This is a genomic window from Mycobacterium sp. E2479 (assembly GCF_001667925.1).
GTDB lineage: Bacteria > Actinomycetota > Actinomycetes > Mycobacteriales > Mycobacteriaceae > Mycobacterium.
The window spans coordinates 20,583-45,851 of record NZ_LZJR01000163.1; the positions used below are offsets into that span (position 1 = coordinate 20,583).

Consider the following 25,269-nt stretch of genomic DNA (forward strand, 5'->3'; position numbering starts at 1 on the left):
TCCCAACAACCTAAGGAGTATCCGAATGTCAGAACGATTGGCTGGAAAGGTCGCACTGGTCAGCGGCGGCGCCCGCGGCATGGGCGCGTCGCATGTGCGGACGATGGTGGCTCACGGAGCCAAGGTCGTATTTGGCGACATCCTTGACGACGAGGGCAAAACGGTGGCGGCCCAACTCGGTGACGCAGTTCGCTACGTACACCTCGACGTCACTCAACCCGACCACTGGGCCTCCGCGGTCGCCACAGCGGTCGGCGACTTCGGTGGAGTAGACGTCTTGGTCAATAACGCCGGCATCCTCAACGTCGGGCTGATCGAGGACTACCAACTGACCGAGTGGCAACGCATCATCGACATCAACCTAACCGGAGTATTTCTGGGCATCCGTGCCGTCGTCAAACCTATGAAAGACGCCGGACGCGGCTCCATTATCAACATCTCGTCCATCGAGGGCCTCGCGGGCACCATCGCATCCCACGGCTACACCGCGACCAAGTTCGCAGTGCGGGGCCTGACCAAATCGACGGCTCTAGAGTTGGGGCCCAGCGGGATTCGCGTCAACTCGATACACCCCGGGCTGATTAAGACCCCCATGACCGAATGGATTCCCGACGACCTCTTCCAAACCGCCCTCGGCCGGGCGGCGGCTCCCCGCGAGGTATCCAACCTCGTCGTCTACTTGGCTAGCGATGAATCCAGTTACTCTACGGGCTCAGAATTCGTCGTCGATGGGGGCACCGTGGCCGGACTTGGGCACAAAGATTTCAGCTCCATCGACGTCAGTGAACAGCCCGAGTGGGTTACCTAGGACTTTGCGCATGATGCGCCGTAGGGCGCGGGAGAGCCCCGAGCTGCCTGCTTATCAGGGCATTTGATACCCCCGAACCGCAACCGAACTAAACCTTGACCCCAAGGCCGCAGCTCAATACATTGATAACTCTATGTGATAGAGCGCTCAATATTTTTGTCGGCAATGTCTGTGCAGTGCCTTTCAGCTGGCCGACCATGGGTAGGGAGGACTCGTGGCCCTAGACGCTCGCCCGAGGCGTTTGCAGCGGATCGCGGCGTTACTGCTGGCCGGTCTGCTTGGGGGTTGCACCGTGTTGACCTATCTCTTCTATTCGGCAGCCTTTACATCAACTGACAAGGTGACCATCGATTCCGCACGTGCAGGATTGGTAATGGATCCGGGTGCCAAGGTGAAGTACCTCGGGGTACAGGTCGGTCAGGTCGAGTCGATCTCGTACGAAGGCGATCACGCGCGTCTTGAGCTTGCGATACACAGCGATCAGATGCAGTACATCCCATCGAACGCCATCGTGCGCATCGCCAGCAATACGGTTTTTGGCGCCAAGTCCGTGGAATTCAAGTTGCCCGCGCATCCGTCTTCAATGCCCCTGCGGCCCAACACCCACCTGCAAGCGTCATCGGTATCGGTCGAAGTCAACACACTCTTCGAATCGCTGCTGCAGACCCTGCACAAGATCGATCCTGTCGAGCTCAACGGCACCTTGTCAGCCATCAGCGACGGCTTGCGCAACAACGGAAAGAACATGGGCGCGACCATCTCAGAGCTCACCGACTACCTGGGCAAGATCAATCCAAAGATGGCAACGCTGCAAGACGACTTCCAAAAGACCGCGGCCACCGCCGATATCTACGGCGACGCCGCCCCGGACCTGGTTACCATCTTCGACAACACCCCCACCATCGCGCACACCATTGAGGGCCAACGCGACAACCTCACCGCCACGCTGTTGGCCGTAACCGGCCTTGCCGACAACGGATACCAAACACTGGCGCCCGCCGAGAACGACTACATCGACGCAATTCAGCGTCTACGCGCGCCGTTAAAGGTACTCGGCGACTACTCGCCCCAGAACGGCTGCTTACTACAGGCAATGGCCAGCGCCTACAAGAAGTTCAAGCCCTACGTCGGGGGTATTGCGCCGGGCCTATTCCTCACCGCAAGTTTCATCCCCGGCGTGCCCGCCTACACCTACCCAGAGAGCTTGCCGATCGTCAACGCTTCCGGCGGGCCCAACTGCCGGGGGTTACCCGACTTGCCGACCAAACAGGGCGCCGGCTCGTGGTACCGGCCGCCATTCCTGGTCACCGACAACGCCTACGTGCCCTTCCAACCCAACACCGAGTTGCAATTCGATCCGCCCTCGACACTGCAGTTCTTGTTCAACGGCGCCTACGCCGAGAGGGACGAGTACTGATGTACAAGACCAAACATCTAGGAACCAAAGTGGCGATTTTCGCCGTCGTCATGCTCTTCATCCTCGGCGGGCTGGTGGTCACGTTCGGGCAACTTCGATTCTCCTCCACCGCGACCTATCACGCCGAGTTCACCTCGGTGTCACGCCTGGAAGCGGGCCAAGATGTACGCATCGCCGGAGTCACCGTCGGATCGGTCAAAAACATTGCGATCCAAGGAGATCACGCAGATGTTACTTTTAGCTTGGACAAGCAATACCAAATTTACAGCTCCACCCGCGCGGTCATCCGTTACCAGGATTTGGTTGGAGCCCGATACCTTGAGGTCACGTCGGGTCCAGGGGAACTTCGCAGGCTCCCTCCAGGCAGTACCGTCCCCCGCAGCCACACAGAACCGGCACTCGATCTCGACGCACTACTAGGCGGCCTGCGTCCGGTCCTTAAGGGCCTGGACGCCGGCAAGATCAACCAAGTCAGCAACGCGATCGTCGAACTGATGCAGGGCAAGGGCGGCGCACTGGCCGATTTCCTTTCCAGCACCGGATCATTCACCCACACCTTGGCAGCGCGAGACGAGCTGGTGCATGAGGTCATCGACCACCTCAACACCACCCTTGGCACACTCGACGAAAAAGGAACCCAGCTCGACACAAGTGTCGATCAACTTCAACGCCTGATCACTACCCTGTCGCAAGGCCGCGACCCTATCGCCGGGGCAATCCCGCCGCTGGCCTCCTCCGAGTCGGATCTCACCGAGATGCTCGCGCAGTCACGCAGACCGCTGCAAGGCGTGCTGGAAAACCTACGCCCACTGGCGGACAAGCTCGACGAGCGCAAAGGCGACGTCAACGCCGTCATTGAGCCATTGCCCGAAAACTATCTGCGCTTCGCCGCGCTCGGCTCGTATGGAGCGTTCTTCAACATCTACTTCTGCAAGGTGAAAATCAAAATCAACGGCCCGGCTGGCAGCGACATCCTCATACCGTTCGACGGATCTCCGGACCCCTCGAAAGGCAGGTGCGCTTTTGCCAAATAAGAACTCGAACACCAAGAGACCGGGCGAGCGGAATCCACTGCGCACCGGGATCTTCGGGCTGACCATAGTCGTGTGCGTGGTGCTGGCAACGTTCGGCTACACCAAACTGCCGTTCTGGCCACAGGGCCGGCACTACGACGCTTACTTCACCAACGCCGCAGGCATCAAGGCGGGCAACGACGTCCAGATCTACGGCTACAAGGTGGGGAATGTGGCCTCGGTCGAACTGGTAACAGGTACGGCAAAGGTTGGCTTTAGCGTCGATCGCAAGATCCGCATCGGCGACCAATCCCTGGCGGCGATCAAGACCGACACGGTTCTGGGCAAAAGAGCACTGGAAGTGAAGCCGGCCGGCTCGGGCCTCGTGACGTCGATACCGTTGGGCCGGACAACAACTCCCTACTCTCTCAACGATGCCGTCCAAGACCTAGGCCACAACGCCGACGCCATCGACAAAGGCAAGTTCGTGGAGGCACTGCAGGTGCTTACCAACGCACTGCACGACGCCACACCTCAGCTGCACGATGCCCTCGACGGCCTTACCGTGTTGTCGCGCAGCGTGAACGCCCGTGACGAGCAGGTCGGTCAGCTGTTATCACATGCCCATCAGGTCTCCGGCGTACTTGCGAAACGGTCCGGTCAGTTGAACCAGCTCATCGATGACGGCAATCGGCTGTTCGCTGAGCTGTCCGCGCGGCGGCAGGCGCTGGGCGTGCTGATTTCAGGCATCAACGACGTGGCCCGGCAGATCTCGGGCTTCGTCGCTGACAATCGCCGCCAGTTCGGTCCTGCACTCGCAAAGTTGAACATGGTGCTCGACAACCTCAACGAGCACCGGGACTACCTGGACGAGGCGCTCAAGCGACTGCCACCCTTTGCCACCGCACTTGGTGAGTCGGTGGGCTCCGCGCCAGCGTTCGTCGCAAACATTTACGGTCTGCCGCCGGCCAACGTTTCCGGAATGCTGCTGGACGCCGTCTTCCAGCCCGGAAAATTGCCCGCGAGCATCTCGGACTTCCTCAGAGGTCTGATCGCCGAACGTATGATCGTCAAGCCGAAATCGCCATGAAAATCAATCGTTTTGCGCTCACTCATCGCCGCGCCCGCGGCCTGCTGCTAGCTGGACTGGTGGCGTTGGGCTGTGGTGGTGCACGCCTGGCGTGGCCGGAACCGGCGATGATCACTATGACGGGGTATTTCTCGTCGGCGGTGGGGCTGTACCCCGGCGATGACGTCATGGTGGCCGGTGTGCCCGTCGGGTCGATCACCGCAATCAGACCGCAACCCACTCACACCACGATCACGATGACGGTACGGCGCGCCGTAGCGATTCCCGCGGACGCGCGAGCGGTGATCATGGCCCCCAACCTCGTCGCGGCAAGGTTCATTGAATTCGCACCCGTCTATCAAGGGGGTGCCAAGCTGGCCACCGGGACGGTCATCCCGAGCGGCCGCACTGCTGTGCCGGTCGAGTGGGACGAAGTCAAAGATGCCCTGACCCAACTCAGCGCCCGACTGGGCCCTCGACCCGGCTCCGTGCAAGGTCCGGTGACAAACTTCGTCAACCAGGCCGCCAACACTTTCGACGGACAAGGCGAGTCATTTCGTCAAGCCGTGCGCGAGCTCTCGGAGACCGCGGGACGCCTCGGTGATTCACGCACCGACCTGGTCGGCACCATCACAAATCTGCACACCCTGATCGACGCGGTGTCACACAGCAACGAGCAGATCGTCCAGTTTTCCAACCACGTCGCCTCGGTGTCACAAGTGCTCGCCGATAGCTCCTCGGACCTCGACACGTCGCTGCGGACCCTCAACCAAGCCTTAGCCGACGTCCGGGGGTTTCTGAAAGATAACAACGAGACATTGGTCAGCAACATCAACAAACTCGCCGACTTCACCACGTTGCTCAAAACTCACAGCGATGACATTCAGCAAGTCCTGCACGTAGCACCCAACGCCCTGGCCAACTTCTACAACATGTACGACCCAGCACAGGGATCGCTGTCGGGTCTGCTGGCATTCCCCCAGTTCGCCAATCCCGTCCAATTCATTTGCGGGACACTTGAGGCATCCATGCTCCCCGAATACCAGAGGCGCGCCGAAATGTGCCGCGAACGAATGGCGCCCGTGGTGCGGCGATTGGCCTTCAACTACCCACCGATCTTGTTCCACGCGATCAACAGCATTACTGCCTACAAAGGCCAGGTTGTCTACGACACCCCCGCCACCCAAGAGAAGGCCCAGACGCCGATTTCGCAGTTGCAGTGGCTGCCAGTGCCCGGCGTCACCCCTCCGAAGATTCCCGGCAACGCAGACCTGGGGGCGATGCTAGTACCACCCACCACGTCCGGAGCAGATGCACCTCGGCCCTCAGAGCCGGGACGGTGAGACGAATTATGTTGACTGACAATGCTAGTCGCGTAGCCCGCCGAGCAGCTGTGGTTGGCTGTGCCGTAATGCTGATCGGTGGCTGCCAATTCCGTGGTCTGAACTCTCTGGCCATGCCCGGTACCGCCGGCCACGGCAACGGTTCCTTCAGAATCACCGCAGAACTGCCCGACGTGACCACGCTTCCGCAGAACTCACCCGTCATGGTCGATGACGTCACAGTCGGCAGCGTCTCGGGCGTGCAGGCAGTTGAGCGCCCCGACGGAACCTTCTACGCGGCGCTGAAGCTGTCCCTGAAACCAAACGTCTCCCTTCCCGCCAATGCCGTGGTCAAGATTGCGCAGACATCGTTGCTAGGCTCCCAGCACATCGTGCTAGCCGCCCCGGAGGACCGGCCCGCGACGGGCAAACTCCGTGATGGAGCCACGATTCCCCTCAACAGGGCCAGCGCCTACCCGACCACCGAAGAGGTGCTGTCGTCACTGGGTGTCGTCGTCAACAAAGGTAATCTCGGCGCGCTACAGGACATCACCGACGAGCTATACAACGGGGTGGCTGGACGTGCCGGGGAATTCGCCAACTTCGTTCCACGCCTGGCCGAGCTGGCGGAATCCATCGACCAGGAAACCGGCGACATCGTCGCCGCTATCGACAAACTCAACCGCTTCGCTAGCGTGGTCGCGCGCGGCAACGACAAGATGTCCGGTGCGCTGAATGCACTTCCGGGAGCACTGCGCGTTCTCAACCAGAACGGCGACAATATAGTCGCCGCATTCAGCGCGTTACGGCGATTCGCCACGGTTACAGCACACATCCTCGCTGAGACCAAGAGCGACTTTGCCGCCGACCTCAAAGACGCCTACCCGGTGGTGAAGTCAATCGCCGAAAACGCCAATGCGCTGATCGATGCGCTGCCCATCATCCCGACATTCCCATTCCCGTCAAGCGGGTTCAAGCAAGCCGTCCGCGGTGACTACCTCAATGTCATCGCCACGTTCGACATAACCATACGGCGACTCGGCGAAACTATCTTCACCACATCGCCTTTGGATCCCAACATGAAGCACATGGGCGAAATCCTCAACCCCCCGGACTTTCTCGTCGGCGAGATGGCCAACTTGTCTGGTCAAGCTGCGGACCCGTTCAAAATTCCGCCGAAACAAGAGTCCGGTTCCCACTGATGCTGACTCGTCTAGCGCGTTGGCAACTGGGCATTTTCGCTGTCATCACGGTGCTGTCGATCGGTATCACGGCCGTGTTCTATCTGCATCTGCCGGCTGTACTGGGCATCGGCGTCTACACCGTGACCGCGCACTTTCCCGCCAGCGGCGGTTTGTACACCAAAGCGAATGTCACGTACCGCGGAACCACCATCGGTCAAGTGACATCGGTGTCTTTGAACCACCATCGCGGAGTTGATACGCGGATGCAGCTCAGCAACGGCACCGCGGTACCAGAGAACGTGACCGCGTTTGTGAAGAGTGTTTCGGCAGTCGGAGAGCAGTACGTCGACCTCGTTCCATCACCCGACCCGGCTTCCGCCGTACTGCACAACGGATCCCAAATCGACATTTCCCACACCGCCCTGAGCCAGGACGTTGCCGGTCTCCTGCGCGAGGCCGAAAACCTCGTCAACTCCATCGACAGCAGCCGGCTGCGCGACTTACTGCACGAAACCTTCATCGCCTTTGACGGATCCGGGCCCGAGCTGGCCCGGCTCATCGAATCTGCACGCCTCCTTATAGACGAGGCCAGCGCGCATTCCACCGAAACCACTGAACTGATCGATAAAACAGGACCATTCCTGGACACACAGATCCGCAGCGGCGACGCGATCAAGTCCCTCGCCGACGGATTGGCGCGGCTTACCGGCGACGTGCGTCGAGCCGACCCGCAACTACACACCTTGTTGCAAACCGGCCCCGACGTCGCCGACCAGGCGAGCACCGCTTTTCAGGGCATCCGACCGTCGTTTCCGGTCCTGGCCGCCAACCTTGCGGACTTCGGTCGCACCGGGGTCATCTACCACAAGTCGATCGAACAAGTACTTGTCATTTTCCCGGCACTCACCGCAGTCCTGCTGAGCATCGCTCAGCAGGAGCCGCCCGACGAAGGCGCCAAGACCGACTTTAAGCTCAGCCTCGGCGACCCACCACCATGCGAAGTGGGCTTCATTCCGCCGCCGCTAATCCGGACTCCGGCTGACCAGACGCTGCGCGACATCCCGAATGACTTGTATTGTAAAGCGCCGCAAAACGATCCCACCGCGGTACGCGGCGCGCGCAACTATCCGTGCCAAGAATTTCCCGGTAAGCGGGCCCCCACCGTGCAGCTCTGCCGCGACCCCCGCGGCTATGTGCCCATTGGCAGCAATCCCTGGCGCGGTCCACCGATCCCTCCCGGCACTCCAATCGATGACCCACGGATGATCCTGCCGATGAACAAGTACCCCTACATCCCGCCGCAGGCGGACTACGACCCCGCGCCTCCCGTCGTCCACTTACCCCCTGGCACCGAATCAGGCCCCGGACCCGCCCTGACACCACCGTTTCCGACGCAAGTACCTCCCGTCACCCAGGGCCCCCCACCGCCGCCGCTCCCCTACACTCCGCCTCCGGATCAACGGGTGCCACCCTATGACCAGCTACCGCCAGGAGCTTCCGCGCCAGGGCCCTCCCCGCCGGCGGAATCACCAAGACCCGAGGCCGCAACGCCACGCATCGATGCACCGGCCGCACGCAGCACGCCGCGCGTCCCCCAGCACCCCCCGGCCGCCACATACGACGCGAAGTCAGGGAAATTCCTCGACTCCAACGGGGATATCGGTGTTTTCGCTAGTGGCGCATCGGAACTACGGCCCGCCGAGAATTGGGTAGAGCTGATGATGGACCCCCGCCCAGAGTGACTAAACATGCGTCGGCGCGCGATCAGGACACAGGACGCCGCCGACGCCGCCGCGGACCGGGGCTACTCTCGTGCTGGGCGATGTAGGCGGTGATGGTGTCCAGAAGCGCGCGCCGTTGCCGTGACGTGTCAACCGTTCTGCCTACGACCATCTGCGCCAGGATGGAACCTAGCAGCGCTGTCCAGATCAGTTCACCGATCGCGTCCGCGCGCCGCCGATCCAGGGAATCGCCAATGTAGCGCCCCAGATGTGTTAACTCCGAAAGCAACTCAGTAAGATGCTTTTGCTCCAAGAGACTGCGCCCACTGCGGGTCGCCACCAAAATCTCCAACGCAGCTACCGACGTCGAGCTGGAAAACGCCGCCCAGACCGCATCGAGCAACATCGCCGTTCTGCGCCGGCCCGTCGTTTCAACCACATTCGGGTCCACGCCGCGCAGAGTGTCGAGCAATTGACTAAAACCCTGGTCAACCACGGCCATTAAAAGTCCATCGCGATCACCAAAGTGATACTGGACCACGCCCCAGGTGACGCCCGCACGTTCGGTGATGTGTTTGGCGCTCGCCGCAGCGGCCCCCTCTTCAAGCACGCACCGAACCGTCTCATCGATCACCATCGCACGAGTGCGCTCCGCGCGAGCTTGACTACCGCGTAGCGGCCGGCGCGGGGAAACATTGGTTGACATATCGCTGCAGATTTTATCATCAGTTTTATGCCCACTGTCATGCCGAGGTAAAGAACTAATTTCAGATATTGAAATTTTGGAGCACACGAATGCTTTTCCGCAGCCTGCGCAACAGGCACTGATAGGCCAGTCGACTAAGAACCCAAACCGGTTCCAAGAACCTGGCCAACAAATAGTGCTGAGCGACTTGACATCTATTGCGCTCGCACTGACGACAGAACGCGTTACTGCAATATGCTGCCGTGTTAAACACGACTAAAAATCATCGCTGCAGACTTTCCGTGGTGCTACCCGAGGCCGATCGACCGGTGCCCGACGGCTCGGTCCGGGCGATGCGGATCCTGCGGCAGCGCCCTCTGCAGGACTGCGCATGATGCAGGCGTAGCGTTCCAAGTACCCTGCAGCTCTTGGGCTTTCCAAATGGTGGTTGTATCCACTCGGCATGAGTCGTCTGACATGTATTGAGCCAACAGACAAGTCTGTTGTATATTGCGGCCTGGCCTACCCACTTCGCCGTGGGCGGGAAACAGAGAGGCCAGAGTTGAGGAATCAGTCAGGCCGAACCGGGTGCACGGCGGTCGCATATGAGATTCAATAATCCGTTGCAGCTGGGCTGGCAGCTTAACGCATTAGACGCGATAATGCTCGCCAGCTCGCTTTTCATCTTGATTTATTCAGTCCGTCAGTACAGAAGTGGTCGACCGACTTATCTGGTCTTGTATCTGGGGTGTCTGTGCTATGGACTGATGATGGAATTCACCACCGGAATGCTGATTTCACGCAGCTATATCCAGGGCAAATTCGCGGTCATGATCGAAACTGCCCACTTGCTGGGCTATGACACGGACATGCCGCTGTACGTCATGGCCGGCTTCTATCCGGTGATCATCTTCTTGGGGTTCAAGCTCATCGAGGCTTTCGGCATTCAATCGATCCTTGCGCGTTCGGTTTCAGCAGGAGTGGTCATGCTGCTAATCGACGCGCCCTACGTCGTCAACGGGCCACTCCCACAAGTGAATTGGTGGGTGTGGTTGGATTGGACGATCGGGGGTCGGCACATCTTCCAGTACTGGTATGGCTGGCCGATGGCGGACGCGTTCTGGGAACTGATCTTTCCGTCGCTGATGATGTTCATGGTCTGGCAATGGGAGACGCGCCGGGACGTGAAGGCCGACCCCGAGGCGGTCAAGTCCACCCCGTGGAAGACCTTGCTGGCTACACCGGTTGTTCTCGGCGTTCTGATGAACACGCTGGGCCCCCTGCTCAGTTTCCCCATGGGCATTTTCATCGCGCTCAACCTGCCGCACTATCCGCTCGTCATTTCCATCGCGCTGGCCTGGGCAACGGTGATGTGGTATAGCGCCAAGACGCCGACGGGATTAGACCGCGCGGGTTGGACATTGCTGGGAGTCCACGTCGTCGGCTACGGTGCCGTCACCCTGGCCAACTTCACCTATCGGCCCGTCCCGTCCGGGCAGATCACGGTCTGTCTGATTGCACTGACGACCATCGTCATCCTTGCTGCTTGGCCCGGTTGCCGCACACTGCCCGAACCTGGTGCCCGCTCCCGCGGCGGCGTTGGAAGCAAGCGCGAGTTGCGAGGTTTTTAAAGAACAGACTTGTTTGTTATCATGCTGAGCATGAGTTCAGAACATGCCGTTGTCATCGGAGCAAGCATCGGCGGGATGTGCGCTGCGCGTGCACTGCAGCGGCGCTTTGCCAAAATCACCGTGATCGAAGCCGATACCTTGCCGACGACCGTGCAAGGCCGGCGCGGTACGCCGCAGGCCTGGCACAACCATTCGCTACTCACCGCGGGGCGCGAAGCAATCGAAAGCCTCTTCCCCGGCTTCACCGAAAGGTTGGTGACTAACGGCGGCAACGACATCGATCCGGGTTTCGAAGCCGCTAACTGTCTGCTGCATGGATGGGCGTCGCGGTCACGCACCCAGTTCCGCATGTTCTCCGCGTCACGGCCGATGATCGAACTCACCATCCGGCAATTCCTGCGCGAAGATCCGCGCATCACCCTGGTGGAGGGTGCCAGAGTGAGCGGGTTGCGCACCAAAGGTGACGCGGTCACTGGCGTCACCTACCGCAATGAGTCTGGAACGCACGACGTCGACGCGGACTTCGTGGTCGACGCGGCGGGACGCGGCAGTCGCGCAGCGATGTGGATGCGCCAGTTCGGCGCCGAGGTCGAGGAAATGACGCTGGACGCCAAAGTCAGCTACTCGTCACGCTGGTACCGATGGCCTGACAACGCGCCCTGGTACAAGTGGTTGACCGTCTTCCCCGACCCCAACCCCGACGCGCCACCCGAGCACCAATACTTGTGTTCTTTCTTCCCCATCGAGGACAACGCTTTCATCGCGGTCATGCTCTCCTGGGGTCTGGACATGCCCACTGATGTCGCTGCCTACGAGGCCGCCGCCGCCAAAACCCGCACCCGCGAGTTCGCGCGAATTCTCGAGCAGGCCGACCCCCTGACCGGCGTGCACCATACTCGCTCGGGCAGCAACGTCTGGCGCCGTTTCGATCGCCTCGATAAGCCACCGCGAAAGTTCGTCGCGATCGGCGATGCCGTGTGTGCGTTCAACCCGATCTACGCGCAGGGCATGACGTGTGCGGCCACCTCCGCGGTTATCTTGAGCCGGCTCCTCGACACCGTTGACCCCGGCACACCAGCGCTGCCTAAACAGTTCTACGCCGAACAGGCCAAGTTCTTGCAAGGCGCGTGGACATTGGCATTCAGTCGCGACGTTGGATACCCACAAGCGACCGGTAACAGAGCGCTTCCCGACGGGAGGCGCAAGCGGCTGATCCGCGCGACAACGTGGCCGATCTTTCAGTACATCGCCGACGCCTGCTGGCAAGAAGCGGCTGTCGACCGACACATGAACCGCGTATTCAATCTGCAAGAAACCGTGACGGACGTACTGCGCAAACCCGAGGTGTTATTTGGTTTGGCCCGCTTCGGCGTCCTGCGTGCATTGAAACGAACCTCGCTGCCCACACCGGTCGCGCCGCACCAGGCACCGCCGTCGGCCGACCGGACCGCTGACCGCAACCGCGCAATGGGACGACGCGACACGGCATCGGTTGCAATCAGCACCGGGTAAGCTCTCTTTTCATGGCCGGCCAGGCGTCGCACCCGACTCCGTTGCGGCGCCGCGCAACCCGCACGCAAAAGCCGCGAGGGCTCGGGCGCCCACCTGGGGCCAACGCTGAAGACACGGTCAAACGGATCGTGCAAGCGGCGCAAGCCGAATTCGGGATGCACGGGTACTCCGGGGCTCGAATGACCAAAATTGCTGAAGCCGCAGGGATTACCCATTCATCGATCTACCAGTATTTCGCGTCCAAGCGTGACCTGTATGAAGCGGCCTTTGCAGCCGCCTTGGGTGAACTACTACCTGAATACTTGGCATCAGCAACCAGCCAAACGACGCTGCGCGATCAGATCAAAGAAATCATGCGCGCCTCGGCGCGTGCCCATCAGCGATCGCCACTCATCACCCCGTTTCTAGCGTCGTTGCCAATAGAACTGCGTCGCCACCCCGACCTGCTGCCAACCCTGCAAATACAGGGAGACAGCCTCAACGCGTCGCTCGCGGAAATGTTCACCCAAGCGCGTCAGCGCGGCGAAATCGCGGCGGATGTCACCGACCGAGACCTCCTCACGGGATTCATCGGCGCCGCAATGGGCGTTGGCCTGCTCAGCTACGCGCTACCCGACGGCGACATGACCGCCGCTATCGAGGTCCTGCTCGCCGGACTGGACGGCACTCTGTTTCACAGCACTTAGGCTGCGTCCGGCTCAGCACAGCCTCAATGAATCGAGAGCCCGGACGGCGCTTGGCTACGGCGTGCGATCCGATCGCCCCGACAGGACGGCGACGCCGCGATTTCTCGTTTGCGCAGTTGGGCTTTCAGGCCGGCGGTCTATAGGATTGTGGCCGTAGTCCGGGTGCCATGGTGTGGCGGCGAAAGCTGTCCCGGTTGACTTGCCGGCGACGGAGGCCAAGCCTCGCCGAACGCAACTGGTAGGCCACATTTTCTCGGTCAATCCCCGTGCGGAGGTCAAGTGATCTGCGTCGAACGTGGTGGTCGGCCCATACGACACGCTGAGTAGCTATCATCTCGCTATGAGCATTTCGATGCTGTTGACCATGGTGCAGTTTGATGCGTAGCCACGGATGGTCTGGCGATACGCCGAAGTCTGACGAAGAGGCGATCAGCCGGATCCTCGACGCCGCCGACGAGATTATCTCCGAACGCGGATCGGCGATGCGCATAGCAGACGTCGCTCGCTCATTAGGCGTGACGCGTCAGACCGTCTACCGATACTTCCCTGGGACCGAAGCTCTTCTCATTGCAACTGCCATGCGTACAGCTGACGGATTCCTCGACCAACTCGCCGCGCATGCGCAGGGGCACACTGACCCAGTTGCGGCAGTGGTTGAAGGCTTGGCCTTCGCGATCGAAAGCCTGTCCGCCGACAGCCAAGTCACATACCTTCTCAATCGGCAAAAGCCAAACGGCGAAACTGCCGCCTCGATCACCTCCGATACCGCGCTGACATTTGGGCGGGAAATGCTGCATCGCTTCGATGTTGACTGGGAGGAGCACGGTTTCACCGACGAGGATCTCGATGAGATGAACGAGTTCTGCCTGCGAGTTCTCCACTCTTTTCTCATCGATGACAACAAAGCCCCTCGACGCGCTGCTGAGCTGCGTCGGTTTCTCACTCGCTGGGTGGGTCCAGCGATCACCTATCCGTACCTGATCCGCGCGATCGGCGGCCTGACCGCGGCGAAACCGAAAAAGCGAAGCCGTCGGCCCGCAGCGTCCTAAAGACACTACCAATCACGCGGATTCGGAAGCAGCACAGCCGACGCCAAGAGTCGTTGTGGGGTTAGGCACTCATGCCCCGCCATGCACTTCATGTAATATGTATGGTCTCACTGATTAACGTCGCCTCGTCGCTCGCTTCATGCTCCACCACCGCGTGGATCAGAGTCTCGATTGACCGTGGTGGCGGTTCAGGGAGAAGTCGAACATTCATTGCCTTGGCCCCGGATAAGGCGGACACCATTGGATTTCCGATCAGATCACGGATTCCGCGAGCCAAGGGCCGCGCTGCCGACCGAATTGAAGTTGACACAGTCCCAGCGGAGACGACGCCAACGCATACTTCTGGCGGCCGCTGCCGTCGCATGTGATGGCGGGTATGACGGGGTACAAATGCGCCTAGTAGCCGAACGCGCGAGTGTCGCGCTGGGCACCGTGTACCACTACTTCCCCTCGAAGGAACACCTGCTTGTGACTTTGCTCGGCGAGTGGTTGGAAACCTTTTCCGACCCCGCAGCAGCACCGGTCCCACCCAACGGGGACTGCGCATCCGGGCGCCTTCGGCACATCGCCGATCGGTTGAGCGCGATGACTGGGGCTAATCCTCAGTTAGCGGACGCCATGGTGCGCTCCTACCTATTCGCAGACGCCAGAGTGTCCATCGAGGTCGCGAACGTCCGCAAACAGCTCGCGACGATCTTTGCGGGCGGCCGCAGCGACATACAACTAACGGAACGTGAAAAAGCTACGGGTTACCTTCTCGCCGATGTGTGGACATCACAAGTGCTCGCGATGGTCCGCGGCAGGGTCACGACGGAGCAGGTGCGTGCTCGCCTCGCGCGGGCGATCGACTTGCTTGCCCGGTCGCGGAACGACAGCTCGTACGTGCCACCGACCGGATAAGCGGCAAAACGCGGATATCACCCGTAACCGCTATCCCAGCGGCAGCGTCCTGGATCGGGGGCCGGGTGACCATACTATATATTCTTATCGTATGGTCACCCCCCCGTTCGGCGGCGGGGACTAGAAGCGACACGAGGACGACATGAGGACGACAGATGGCTCGCACTGATGACGACAGTTGGGATATCACCGAGAGCGTGGGAGCGACCGCGCTGGGTGTGGCGATGGGCCGGGCCGCCGAGGCATACGTTGAAAATCCCCTGTTCAATGACCCTTACGCCCAGTACCTCCTGGATGCCGCCACCGAGCACGGGTGGCATCCGTCCTATACCGAAGCAATTTTCGAAGAGATGGCCGCCGAGCCGGGGCTCATCGAACGGATGCAGGCGATGCATGGCTACACCGCGGTGCGGACGAGGTTCTTTGATGACTTTTTCACGGTTGCCAGCGCTGACGGCATCGACCAGGCTGTAATCCTTGGCGCCGGACTCGACGCTCGCGCCTGGCGGCTGCCGTGGCTGCCTGCTGCGACGGTCTACGAGATCGACCAACCAAAAGTGTTGGCGTTCAAGACTACAACGCTGCGAGAGCGCAACGTTGAACCGCGTGCGCGTCACGTCGCAGTTCCGATCGATTTGCGTCAAGACTGGCCGACTGCGTTACGGGAAGCCGGATTTGATTCATCGCGCCCGACGGCGTGGTCTGCCGAAGGTCTATTACCTTACCTGCCCGCCGACGGCCAGGACTTGCTCTTCGCACGGCTACAGGAGCTCAGCGCACCTGGCAGTCGGATCGCCGTCGAGGCGCTCGGTGAAAGTTTCTTCGACCCACAGTCGCTGGCCGATCGCGGCCAGGACATGCAAATTATGCGGGAAGCCGCCGGCAAAGTCGGCATCCAGGTGGGCGTCACCACGGATTTGTGGTACTTGGAGGAGCGTGCAGACGTCGCGGACTGGCTCGCCGACAGAGGCTGGCAGGTAACAGATTTCGCGGCCACCGACCTAATGGCCCGGTGTGGGCGGCCTGCGCCCGAGGGTGTCGAGGACGCCGTGTTCAGCACTGTGTTCGTTGAGGGCCGGCGGGTATAGGCGGACCGATCTCTCTCCGGCTCGCGTTAGCTCCGGACAGCCTCACCCGCCAAGGAGTGGCATCGGCTCATCCTACGGAGTCACGGTCCGGGGTGCTCGCGGTTTCCGGGCCGCGGACCGAGGCGGCGGCTGGTATCTGTGCACGAATTAGAGCTACGAAGCGGTAGCCGACGAAAGCGGCAAGGAAACCCATGGTCCATAGTGCGATGTTGCCGACCGTCTTGTTGGCCGGGTTGAGGTAGACCATGACGCCCATGGCCCCGAAGAGCACGACGGGTGCACCGTCCGACCATTGCAGGACAGGGTCGGCAGCACGCGCGACCGCAGCCTTGCCGATCAGCGGGAGCATGACAGCCGTGAATACTGCCGTTGTGACCAGGACATAGATCGCCCAGCCGCGCGGAGCGGTGGGGTCGCCGAGAAACATATCCGCCGCGGGCCTTTTCAGGCTTCGACCAACCCAGCGATAGACGCCGAACTTCTCACAGTCGGCGTTGAATACCAACATGAGCCAGGAATGAACCATCCCGTACAGCGCGCACCGCCATACGATCTGCCACCACACCATCGATCGCGGGTCGGCAACGATGCGCCCGTCGAGCGCCAGATTGACCATGGCATAGGTCGGCCACAACATGGCCGCCATCAACACAGGTACGACGACCGGCACATCGCCTAAATGGACACTGAACACGCCGAGGTCACCGTAGCGAATGTCGCCCCAGATGAACCCGCCAAGGGTGATGTTGCTTTGCTCGAACGCCCACTCGAGTGCCGCTCCGGTTGCGAAGAAGGCCGTCATCAGCGGTCCGCCGAGATGCTTCCACATGTGCCCTAACAACAGGACGCAAAGGGAAAGCGTCATGACGATCTGCGCCGCGATGGGCAGCCCCATGCCTCCGGGCCCCGTAGCCGCCCAGGCAATCACAGCTACGAAGATCAGGCATGCGGTGGTGATGACTTTGTCCAGCATTGTCCGCCTCCATCTCGTTCGCGGCGCGCGACAGCTCGCCGGCGACACCATACGATTATTTAGCACCCGTATGGCGAGACAGCACCTGACGTGGGGACGCCATCGTCACCACTGAGCCCCGTGCCTCTCGCGGAGGGGCCGGAGCAGCGCCCGAATGCAGTATGGCCATACATTAATCCATATACGTCTTGTCTACAACTCGCTTTCTCGATAGTCTCGAAGACATCCAGACGCGTAGATCCGACTTTGAAGGGGTTTCTGATGTCCGACCTCACGGTGCGGCGTGTACGGTTCGACTTTGCCGGCCGCGATGTACCTTTCAACTGGAATCCCGACCGTGGCTCCTTCGCGATGCAGTGCAACGTGATCTCGTTTTTCGCCCCTGGCTTCGAGAAATTCATCGTCGATGCGACGCGCGAAGCGATCCCGCTGATGACGAACCCGGCTGCCGCCGAGGAGGCCAATCTCTACCTGCGCCAGGAGGCCCAGCACTCCGCTGCCCATGTAAGTCACCTCAACGCACTGATCCGGCGCTGGCCCGGGCTGCAAGAGACGAAAGACAAGGTGATCGAATCGTATGATCGACTCACCGCGACCAAATCACTCCAGTGGCGACTGGCCTATCCTGCGGTAGTTGAAGCGACGTTCACGCCGTACTTCAAAGTCTTCCTGGACCACGAAGACAAGCTGTTCGCGCCCGGTGATGAGGCAGTGGCGTCGTTGTTCTTGTGGCATTTCGTCGAGGAGATCGAACATCGCAGTTCTGCGCTCGTAGTGTACAACGCCGTCTACGGCAATTACCTGTACCGGTTGAAGACCATCGTCGGTGTGGTGAAGCACCTGCATGAGATCCTGAACATCATTTCGAGCGGATTCCGTGAGCACGTGCCCGCCGAGGACGGCGGCCAGTTAGGCTTGCTTATCCCAAATGGCCTTACGCCCAGGGCAATCCGGGAGACCCTGCGCGCCGCACGCGACCTCGAGGGGATCGGTGAGCCGACCTACGCCGGCGTCCCGAAGCGCGAAATGTTGGAAATGCTAGTAGGTTTGGTCCGCTCGCAGGGCCCCCGCCACAACCCGCAATCCGAGAAGCTACCTCCGTTTGCCGACCGCTGGTTCACGCGGTACAAGGAGGAACCCAAGAGCGCCGCCCGCTGGTACTCGGTAGGTTCGGCGAGCTGACGCGACGTGGCGTCGTCGACCGCCAAACTCAGCGGTTTGACGCTGGAACTGTTGGCCGTTCACGAGATGCACCGCTTCGCCATACGCCCTGACTCCATGTCTTTGATAGCTCGTCACCCGATGAGAAAGAACCAGATCGCGCAATGAGTCCAATCATCATTAACAATCCATTGGACCTTCCCTGGCAGACCAATGTGTTCGATGCCCTGATGCTGTCGATCTTCGTTTCGGCAGTCGTCAACGCCGTGGTGCAGTTCCGCCGCGGCGTCCGAATGTACGCGTTCGTTTTGGTCAGCGCCTTCGTATACGGAGTGGTTCTGGAACTGGCCGGCATGGCAACGTTGAACATGTACGTGCAGGGCAAATTCGTGGTAATGCTGAACTTCCCTGTGGTTCCGCTGTTCGCCGGGACCACCGCGATGCCACTGTATGTAACGCTGTTCTATCCGGTCATCTTCTCCATCGGCTTCAAGATCGTCGAGGCTCTGGGAATCACCAGTCGGTTGAAAGCCGCCGCCACCGGTGGCCTGTTCATGATCGCCCTCGACGCGCCCTACATCATCGAGGGGAACCTGCGACATATCGTCTGGTGGACGTGGCGCAGTGACTTCGTGATGTTCCAGTATTGGCTCGGGTGGCCGCTCGTCGACATGGCGTGGGAGTCGTTGTGGGGGGCGGCCTTTTACTATCTGATGCTCGGAGCGCGCCCACATGTCGATGGCCTACCCGAGCACGGGTGGTCCACCGGTCGCGCGTTCGCATTCCATGCTCCTGCACGCGCACTCGGCGTACTGGCGATCGGCGTCCTGCTGCTGGCGCCGCTGTGCATCTGGACCTTTGTGGTGGGGCCGCAGTGGCCCTTCATGGCCCTGCTCGTCGTCGCACTGCTCATCGTTGCCGTCAGCGCACTCCGCGTCGCGCAACCATCCTCTCGCAGGCTTGATCGGGTCCTACTCTGTTGGCTGGCCGCATATGTGGCGTCCTTTGCCGCGATGATCGTCGCCAACTTGGTTCAAGAAGGGCACCTCACGCTTTACATCGCGGTACAGACGCTGGGCCTGCTCGGCATGACCGTCTTTGCCACCTTTCCGCTATGGACTCCCCGCCCGGCCGCAGCTACGGCCAGCGGGAAGAGCACGGCGCCCCCGGATTCTGAACGAACTCTGACGCAGACCTAGGGCCGAGGAATCAAGCCGAAGCGACCACAGGATGTACGGCAACGACCGACGGGAGAAGTAATCGATGGATCAGCACAGCGCGGCCGTCCAGGAATCCCACGACCTGACGCGGCGCGCGCTTGCGCACATCGAAGCAAACACTCTGGACATCGCCGCGGACATCTGGACGGAATCGCGGGGAGCCTTTGTCAGCCAGGAACGCTTCGAGGCCGACAGGGCGATGCTCCTCGGTGTCCCGCACGTCATAGCGTGGGCCGGTGAGATTGCTGAGCCGGGTCAGTACATCACTAAAGACGTGATGGGTATTCCCGTGCTGGTCGCACGTTCACGCACCGGGGAGCTGCGGGCGTTCGTGAACGGCTGCGCACACCGCGGGGCACAGGTGGCCGACGGCCGCGGCACGACCCGTATCTTCACCTGCCCCTATCACGGCTGGACCTATGGGCTCGACGGTCGCTTGACCGGGGCACCCGCTAAGGCGATGTTCGCCGGCGCCGAGCTCGACAAGCGCCGGCTCGTCGAGCTACCCGTCAGTGATCGCCACGGTCTCGTAACGGTCGGTCTCTCAGCCGATGTCGGCGTCGACGCCCACCTGGACAGCGCTGCACTACCGTTGGCCGGCTACGGCTTTTCCCACACCCACCACTTCGAGACGCGACGGTTCGAGCTGGCTACGAACTGGAAGCTGTGCGTCAACGTCAACTTCGAGGGTTATCACTTCCCCTACGTCCACGCCGACAGCCTCGCTCCGATGGTGACCAACAACTCGCCTTGCGATACCTTTGGTCAGCATGCGCGGTGGGCATTTCCGTTCCGCGACATCGTCCAATTCGCCGACAGGCCGTCCAAGGAATGGCCGGACCAATTCTTCGGGACCTCGGTATTCGGCCTCTTCCCGAGTTGTGTCCTTGTCGAGGCGCCCGGCACCTCACAGATGCTGCGCATCTACCCTGGCGCGCGGCCCGGTGAATGCGTCGCCTACCTGTCCTATGGAACCCCCAGCGCGGTAGAAACCGAGGCCGAACGCGAGTGGCATTCCAACGGCATGGAGGCGACTTGCCTGGTTCTGCGCGACGAGGACTTCCCGATGGCCGAATCATGTCAGCGCGGCCTCGACGGTGGTGTGGGCCAAGTTGTCTTCGGACGCAACGAGCCGCTGCTGCACCATTTCGCCTCAGCGTGGCAACAGGCTTTGCTGACAACAAATTTGGCTGCGGCGCACTAGGCGGCCGGACGCTAATCCCGGTGACGGTGCAGCTATTTGCTCTGGCTCACCGGGTCGAACCGAAGGAGAATCATGTCAGGCGATGCTTGCGGCTTCAATCTATCGACGGTCTTTTCGACCCTGGCGAAGACACTTCCCGATAACCGCGTGCTGCTCTGGCGGGGGCGGGAGTGGACGTACGCCGACCTTGATGCCCGCATCGACGGCGCCGCGAACTATTTTGTCTCCCTTGGCCTGGGGTGTCATACCGAGCGGAACCACCTGCAGGGGCACGAATCCGGCCAGGATCACGTTGGATTGTATCTACGCAACGGGAACCAGTACCTGGAAGCCATGATCGGCGGGTACCGGGCCCGTGTCGCACCCTTCAACGTCAATTACCGCTATGTGGAGGCTGAACTCGTCTACCTGCTGGACAATGCCAAAGCCCGCGCGCTGGTGTACAACGGCGAGTTCGCACCACGGGTCGCAGCCATCCGCGATCAACTCCCCCACTTGGAATTTTTGATCCAGGTGGCCGACCACAGCGGCCAGCCATTGCTGCCTGGCGCCGTCGACTACGAATCGATCGTGGCCAGTCCGCCACCGGCGATTGGCATGCCCACCCCCAGCGCCGACGACCTCTACGTCCTCTACACCGGTGGCACCACCGGTATGCCCAAAGGCGTGCTGTGGCGTCAACACGACGTATTCGTCTCCTCAATGGGTGGGCGCTCTTTCGGCACAGACGATGCATTGTCGTCCTACGAGGAAGTGGCCGAGCGCGCATCCGAGGCACCGGGCGCCACCTCGGTGCTGTTGATTCCGCCGTTGATGCACGGCGCCGCGCAGTGGGGCGCTTTCCAGGTGATGACGATGGGTGGCTGGGTGGCGTTTCCCGATGATGTCGAAAGTATCCGCGCCGAGCAGATTTTGGCGCTTGCCGAACGCGAACGGGTGATGAGTATCCCGGTGGTCGGTGATGCCATCGCGCGTCCGCTTATCGATGAATTGGAGCGACGCCCGTACGACCTGTCCGGGTTGGTGTCCATCAGCAACGGTGGCGCGGCGCTGACTCCCAGTGTCCGTAAGCGCTTGGTGGGCGCGCTCCCAAATCTACTGATAATCGATACCGCGGGCGCCTCGGAATCGGGTCTGCAGATGAACGCGATGTCGACGAGTTCGCAACCAATCGCGATGGCGACTTTCAATCCGAGTTCTGAAACATCGGTGGTGGCCGCCGACTTCAGTCGGGCACTAAGACCCGGAGACGGCGAGGGATGGCTGGCCCGCCGAAACCTGATCCCACTCGGCTACCTGGACGACGCGGAAAAGACCGCGCGCACCTTCCCGATCATCGACGGGGTGCGCTGGTCAGTGCCTGGCGATCGGGCCTGCTATCTCGCCGACGGCCGCATCGAGCTGCTGGGCCGCGACGCGGTCACCATCAACTCCGGCGGCGAAAAAATCTTCGCCGAAGAAGTCGAGGCGGCGATGGCCCAACATCCCGACGTCTACGACGTCGTCGTGGCGGGGCGCCCATCCGACCGCTGGGGCAACGAAGTGGTCGCGATCGTCCAACTACGCTCGGGCAGAGACCCTTCCGACCATGACCTGCTCCAAATCTGCCAGCAGCATGTCGCACGGTACAAGCTGCCCAAGGCAATCATCCGCGTTGACACCGTTCAGCGCTCACCGGCGGGCAAAGCCGACTACCGCTGGGCTAAGCGGATAGCCACCGAAAGCCTCAACGTCAAGGCGGGCCTTCCGCTTTTACCCGGCTGATCATACGTTTATAAGATTGCGTATGCTGCAGTCTTATACCTGCGCACCTTAGGCCCCAGGGGCCTCAGCGGAGGTGAACGCCTTGCTTGGAGAAAGTAGATTCCGGCGGTAACAGACGATTTGGGGACCATCATGGAACCGAAGGGCGCCTAGCGTGGCGGGCCAGCACGCCGCCGTGCTCGGAACCGGGCAGACAAAGTACGTCGCAAAGCGCCAGGACGTGTCAATGCTCGGCCTTGTGCGCGAAGCGATCGACGCCGCGTTGGCGGATTCCGGCTCTACCTTCGACGATATCGACGCAGTGGTCGTCGGTAAGGCGCCCGATCTGTTCGAGGGCGTCATGATGCCCGAACTGTTCATGGCAGATGCACTCGGCGCGACCGGCAAGCCACTACTGCGAGTGCACACCGCGGGATCGGTGGGAGGCTCGACCGGTGTAGTTGCGGCGAGCCTGATCCAATCAGGGAAGTACCGGCGCGTGCTAGCGACGGCATGGGAGAAACAGTCGGAATCAAACGCCATGTGGGCGTTGTCAGTCCCGATACCGTTCAATGCGCCGGTCGGTGCCGGTGCCGGAGGTTACTTCGCCCCCCCACGTACGGGCCTACATCCACCGCGCGGGAGCGCCGACACACATCGGCGCGGTAGTCGCGGTAAAGGATCGGCTCAACGGTTGTAAGAATCCTCTGGCACACCTGCAGCAGCCCGACATAACGATTGACAGGGTGCTGTCGTCGCCAATGCTCTGGGATCCCATCAGGTATGACGAGACCTGCCCATCATCGGACGGAGCATGCGCCATCGTCATCGGCGACGAAGACATCGCCGAAAAGCGGCTCGCCGAGGGGCACCCAGTAGCCTGGGTCCACGCCACAGCGCTCCGCACCGAACCGCTCGCATATTCGGGCCGTGATCAAGTCAATACGCTCGCCGGTCGCGAGGCCTCAGCCGCGTTGTGGCGCGCGGCCGGCATCACGAATCCAATTGATGAGATTGATGTCGCGGAGATCTATGTGCCGTTTTCCTGGTTTGAGCCAGTGCATTTGGAGAACTTGGGTTTTGCGTCTGAGGGAGGCGGGTGGAGGCTCACGGAGGCCGGCGAGACTGCGATCGGCGGTCGGATTCCGGTAAACCCGTCTGGCGGCGTGTTGTGTTCCAACCCTATCGGCGCCTCGGGCCTAATCCGCTTCGCGGAAGCAGCGATACAGGTGATGGGCAAAGCAGGTGCTCACCAGGTCGATGGCGCCCGAAAAGCACTCGGTCACGCCTACGGCGGAGCTTCACAGTACTACTCCATGTGGGTGGTCGGCGCCGATAAACCCTGACGGCGGGCCCAAACCAGTCGCCGCGTCGAAACCACAACCAAGACATAAATGCCGGAAAATAGCAGTCACCATAGGGGGTAACGGCAGTGACCTTACTCGAGGTTCCTCGCGTATCGGGTGGAGAGGAAGAACACGGACACCTTGAGGAGTTCCGCACCAATCCGATCGCACTGATGAAGCGCGTACGTTCCGAGTGCGGGGACGTCGGCGCATTTCAACTGGCGAACAAGCGAGTCGTACTCTTGTCGGGCTCGGAGGCCAACGAATTCTTCTTCCGATCCGCAGACGAGGATCTCGACCAGGCCGAAGCCTACCCATTCATGACACCAATCTTCGGCAAGGGCGTGGTCTTCGACGCCGACCCCGAGCAGCGTAAAGACATGCTCCGCAACTCAACTCTGCGTGGCGAGCATATGAAAGGCCACGCCACCACCATCGAAGCCGAAGTGCGCAGGATGATTAGCGGATGGGGCGCCGAAGGTGAGATTGACCTCCTCGACTTCTTCGCAGAGCTGACCATCTACACGTCATCGGCCTGCCTGATCGGCGTCAAATTCCGAAATGAACTCGACGCCCGGTTCGCCCACCTTTATCACGAGTTGGAACGCGGTACCGACCCGTTGTGCTACGTGGATCCCTACCTACCGATCGAAAGCTTCCGTCGCCGCGACGAAGCGCGAAAAGAATTGGTAGCACTCGTACAAAGCATCATGGACAACCGCATTGCCAACCCGCCGGCCGACAAGAGCGATCGCGATATGCTTGACCTGTTAATTGCCGTCGCCGATGAATCGGGCAAACCAAGGTTCTCCGCTGACGAGATCACCGGAATCTTCATCTCGATGATGTTCGCCGGCCACCACACCAGCTCCGGAACCGCCGCCTGGACGCTGATCGAATTGCTGCGTCATCCCAGCATCAGTGCCGGCGTGATCGAGGAGCTCGACGCGCTCTACGCCGACGGGAAAGAGGTCAGTTTCCACGCGCTGCGCCAAATTCCGCGCCTGGAGAACGTCCTCAAAGAAGCACTTCGGCTGCATCCGCCGCTCATCATTCTGATGCGGATCGCCAAGGGCGATTTCGAGGTGGCCGGACTCCCCATCAGTACGGGCGACATGGTGGCAACCTCGCCGGCAGTGTCCAATCGAATCCCCGAGGACTTCCCCGACCCTGATAGCTTCGCGCCCGAACGATACGAGCAGCCCCGACAGGAAGATCTCATCAATCGCTGGACTTGGATCCCCTTCGGTGCGGGCAGACACCGATGCGTGGGTGCACCCTTCGCCGCCATGCAGATCAAAGCCATCTTCTCAGTTCTTCTGCGCGAGTTTGAGTTTGAGATGAGTCAGGACGCCAACTCCTACCATAACGATCACAGCAAGATGGTGGTTCAGCTAGCTCAGCCAGCAAAAGTCCGCTACCGCAGGCGGACCGCGTGACTTTGCCTGGGACTCGCTGATGCAAATCCGGCGGGTGCGGACATCGTCGATACCCGACACATGCTGTTCGCTGTCCAAGCGAACACATCTTCGATGTC

20 protein-coding genes and 1 pseudogene are annotated in these 25,269 nt (G+C 61.0%); 19 read left to right on the forward strand and 2 right to left on the reverse strand.

Annotated elements, in window-relative coordinates:
- Positions 1-25: 25 nt before the first annotated feature.
- From A5686_RS25365 to A5686_RS25395, 7 genes are all read left to right on the forward strand, one after another.
- Positions 26-808, forward strand: a complete 783-nt coding sequence (locus tag A5686_RS25365) for an SDR family oxidoreductase (protein WP_067940169.1) — start codon at positions 26-28, stop codon at positions 806-808.
- A 214-nt stretch (positions 809-1,022) separates the two neighbouring features.
- Positions 1,023-2,225: an MCE family protein gene (locus tag A5686_RS25370; RefSeq protein WP_067940170.1), complete on the forward strand. Its 1,203-nt coding sequence runs from the start codon at positions 1,023-1,025 to the stop codon at positions 2,223-2,225.
- The gene (locus A5686_RS25375) at positions 2,225-3,259 is read left to right on the forward strand and encodes an MCE family protein (RefSeq protein WP_067940172.1); all 1,035 of its coding nucleotides are present in this window, start codon (positions 2,225-2,227) and stop codon (positions 3,257-3,259) included. The genes A5686_RS25370 and A5686_RS25375 overlap by 1 nt, the downstream gene beginning before the upstream one ends.
- Entirely contained in the window at positions 3,249-4,328 is a 1,080-nt protein-coding gene (locus tag A5686_RS25380) for an MCE family protein (protein WP_067940174.1), read from the forward strand. The genes A5686_RS25375 and A5686_RS25380 overlap by 11 nt, the downstream gene beginning before the upstream one ends.
- Complete coding sequence (locus A5686_RS25385) at positions 4,325-5,650, forward strand: MCE family protein (RefSeq protein ID WP_067940176.1); 1,326 nt, start codon at positions 4,325-4,327, stop codon at positions 5,648-5,650. Before A5686_RS25380 ends, A5686_RS25385 begins: the two co-directional genes overlap by 4 nt.
- A gap of 8 nt (positions 5,651-5,658) precedes the next feature.
- Positions 5,659-6,831 (forward strand): MCE family protein, encoded by a 1,173-nt coding sequence (locus A5686_RS25390; RefSeq protein ID WP_067940178.1) that lies wholly within the window; start codon positions 5,659-5,661, stop codon positions 6,829-6,831.
- Entirely contained in the window at positions 6,831-8,555 is a 1,725-nt protein-coding gene (locus A5686_RS25395) for an MCE family protein (protein WP_067940180.1), read from the forward strand. Before A5686_RS25390 ends, A5686_RS25395 begins: the two co-directional genes overlap by 1 nt.
- Before the next feature lie 22 nt (positions 8,556-8,577).
- Here the strand turns inward: A5686_RS25395 and A5686_RS25400 are convergent, their stop codons facing one another.
- On the reverse strand, positions 8,578-9,171 hold the full coding sequence (locus tag A5686_RS25400; protein ID WP_369829746.1) for a TetR family transcriptional regulator: 594 nt from the start codon (positions 9,169-9,171) through the stop codon (positions 8,578-8,580).
- Positions 9,172-9,986: 815 nt separating this feature from the next.
- On the opposite strand from A5686_RS25400, the gene A5686_RS25405 reads away from it, so the two are divergent.
- The 6 genes from A5686_RS25405 (at position 9,987) to A5686_RS25430 (ending at position 16,085) form a co-directional block, all read left to right on the forward strand.
- The gene (locus A5686_RS25405; RefSeq protein ID WP_156750238.1) at positions 9,987-10,850 is read left to right on the forward strand and encodes a hypothetical protein; all 864 of its coding nucleotides are present in this window, start codon (positions 9,987-9,989) and stop codon (positions 10,848-10,850) included.
- 30 nt (positions 10,851-10,880) lie between these two features.
- Entirely contained in the window at positions 10,881-12,362 is a 1,482-nt protein-coding gene (locus tag A5686_RS25410; RefSeq protein WP_067940276.1) for an NAD(P)/FAD-dependent oxidoreductase, read from the forward strand.
- An 11-nt stretch (positions 12,363-12,373) separates the two neighbouring features.
- Positions 12,374-13,048, forward strand: coding sequence for a TetR/AcrR family transcriptional regulator (locus A5686_RS25415; RefSeq protein ID WP_067940186.1), 675 nt, complete (start codon positions 12,374-12,376; stop codon positions 13,046-13,048).
- Positions 13,049-13,425: 377 nt separating this feature from the next.
- On the forward strand, positions 13,426-14,097 hold the full coding sequence (locus A5686_RS25420; RefSeq protein WP_067940188.1) for a TetR/AcrR family transcriptional regulator: 672 nt from the start codon (positions 13,426-13,428) through the stop codon (positions 14,095-14,097).
- Positions 14,098-14,277: 180 nt separating this feature from the next.
- Positions 14,278-14,997, forward strand: coding sequence for a TetR family transcriptional regulator (locus A5686_RS28255; RefSeq protein ID WP_369829747.1), 720 nt, complete (start codon positions 14,278-14,280; stop codon positions 14,995-14,997).
- A 155-nt stretch (positions 14,998-15,152) separates the two neighbouring features.
- Positions 15,153-16,085 (forward strand): class I SAM-dependent methyltransferase, encoded by a 933-nt coding sequence (locus tag A5686_RS25430; protein WP_067940191.1) that lies wholly within the window; start codon positions 15,153-15,155, stop codon positions 16,083-16,085.
- A 67-nt stretch (positions 16,086-16,152) separates the two neighbouring features.
- On the opposite strand, the gene A5686_RS25435 is transcribed toward A5686_RS25430, so the two are convergent.
- The gene (locus A5686_RS25435; protein ID WP_067940193.1) at positions 16,153-17,058 is read right to left on the reverse strand and encodes a hypothetical protein; all 906 of its coding nucleotides are present in this window, start codon (positions 17,056-17,058) and stop codon (positions 16,153-16,155) included.
- Between the two features lie 261 nt (positions 17,059-17,319).
- Between A5686_RS25435 and A5686_RS25440 the strand changes: the two genes are divergently transcribed.
- The 6 genes and pseudogenes from A5686_RS25440 to A5686_RS25465 all read left to right on the forward strand — a co-directional run bounded on the left by A5686_RS25440 (position 17,320) and on the right by A5686_RS25465 (position 25,171).
- Positions 17,320-18,240 (forward strand): metal-dependent hydrolase, encoded by a 921-nt coding sequence (locus A5686_RS25440; RefSeq protein ID WP_067940195.1) that lies wholly within the window; start codon positions 17,320-17,322, stop codon positions 18,238-18,240.
- Between the two features lie 143 nt (positions 18,241-18,383).
- Complete coding sequence (locus A5686_RS25445; RefSeq protein ID WP_067940197.1) at positions 18,384-19,418, forward strand: hypothetical protein; 1,035 nt, start codon at positions 18,384-18,386, stop codon at positions 19,416-19,418.
- A 64-nt stretch (positions 19,419-19,482) separates the two neighbouring features.
- Positions 19,483-20,643 carry an aromatic ring-hydroxylating dioxygenase subunit alpha gene (locus tag A5686_RS25450; RefSeq protein WP_067940199.1) on the forward strand — a complete coding sequence of 387 codons (1,161 nt, stop codon included), beginning with the start codon at positions 19,483-19,485 and terminating at the stop codon, positions 20,641-20,643.
- Between the two features lie 72 nt (positions 20,644-20,715).
- Positions 20,716-22,407: an acyl-CoA synthetase gene (locus A5686_RS25455; protein WP_067940201.1), complete on the forward strand. Its 1,692-nt coding sequence runs from the start codon at positions 20,716-20,718 to the stop codon at positions 22,405-22,407.
- A 154-nt stretch (positions 22,408-22,561) separates the two neighbouring features.
- Positions 22,562-23,732 (forward strand): annotated as a pseudogene (locus tag A5686_RS25460) (thiolase domain-containing protein).
- Between the two features lie 86 nt (positions 23,733-23,818).
- On the forward strand, positions 23,819-25,171 hold the full coding sequence (locus tag A5686_RS25465; RefSeq protein ID WP_067940203.1) for a cytochrome P450: 1,353 nt from the start codon (positions 23,819-23,821) through the stop codon (positions 25,169-25,171).
- Positions 25,172-25,269: the final 98 nt, after the last annotated feature.

Coding starts and splice junctions, on each gene's coding strand:
- A5686_RS25365 (WP_067940169.1), top strand. CDS start 26: ATGTCAGAACGATTGGCTGGAAAGGTCGCACTGGTCAGCGGCGGCGCC.
- A5686_RS25375 (WP_067940172.1), top strand. CDS start 2,225: ATGTACAAGACCAAACATCTAGGAACCAAAGTGGCGATTTTCGCCGTC.
- A5686_RS25385 (WP_067940176.1), top strand. CDS start 4,325: ATGAAAATCAATCGTTTTGCGCTCACTCATCGCCGCGCCCGCGGCCTG.
- A5686_RS25390 (WP_067940178.1), top strand. CDS start 5,659: ATGTTGACTGACAATGCTAGTCGCGTAGCCCGCCGAGCAGCTGTGGTT.
- A5686_RS25395 (WP_067940180.1), top strand. CDS start 6,831: ATGCTGACTCGTCTAGCGCGTTGGCAACTGGGCATTTTCGCTGTCATC.
- A5686_RS25400 (WP_369829746.1), bottom strand. CDS start 9,171: ATGGTGATCGATGAGACGGTTCGGTGCGTGCTTGAAGAGGGGGCCGCT.
- A5686_RS25405 (WP_156750238.1), top strand. CDS start 9,987: ATGATGGAATTCACCACCGGAATGCTGATTTCACGCAGCTATATCCAG.
- A5686_RS25410 (WP_067940276.1), top strand. CDS start 10,881: ATGAGTTCAGAACATGCCGTTGTCATCGGAGCAAGCATCGGCGGGATG.
- A5686_RS25415 (WP_067940186.1), top strand. CDS start 12,374: ATGGCCGGCCAGGCGTCGCACCCGACTCCGTTGCGGCGCCGCGCAACC.
- A5686_RS25420 (WP_067940188.1), top strand. CDS start 13,426: ATGCGTAGCCACGGATGGTCTGGCGATACGCCGAAGTCTGACGAAGAG.
- A5686_RS25430 (WP_067940191.1), top strand. CDS start 15,153: ATGGCTCGCACTGATGACGACAGTTGGGATATCACCGAGAGCGTGGGA.
- A5686_RS25435 (WP_067940193.1), bottom strand. CDS start 17,058: ATGCTGGACAAAGTCATCACCACCGCATGCCTGATCTTCGTAGCTGTG.
- A5686_RS25440 (WP_067940195.1), top strand. CDS start 17,320: ATGTCCGACCTCACGGTGCGGCGTGTACGGTTCGACTTTGCCGGCCGC.
- A5686_RS25445 (WP_067940197.1), top strand. CDS start 18,384: ATGAGTCCAATCATCATTAACAATCCATTGGACCTTCCCTGGCAGACC.
- A5686_RS25450 (WP_067940199.1), top strand. CDS start 19,483: ATGGATCAGCACAGCGCGGCCGTCCAGGAATCCCACGACCTGACGCGG.
- A5686_RS25455 (WP_067940201.1), top strand. CDS start 20,716: ATGTCAGGCGATGCTTGCGGCTTCAATCTATCGACGGTCTTTTCGACC.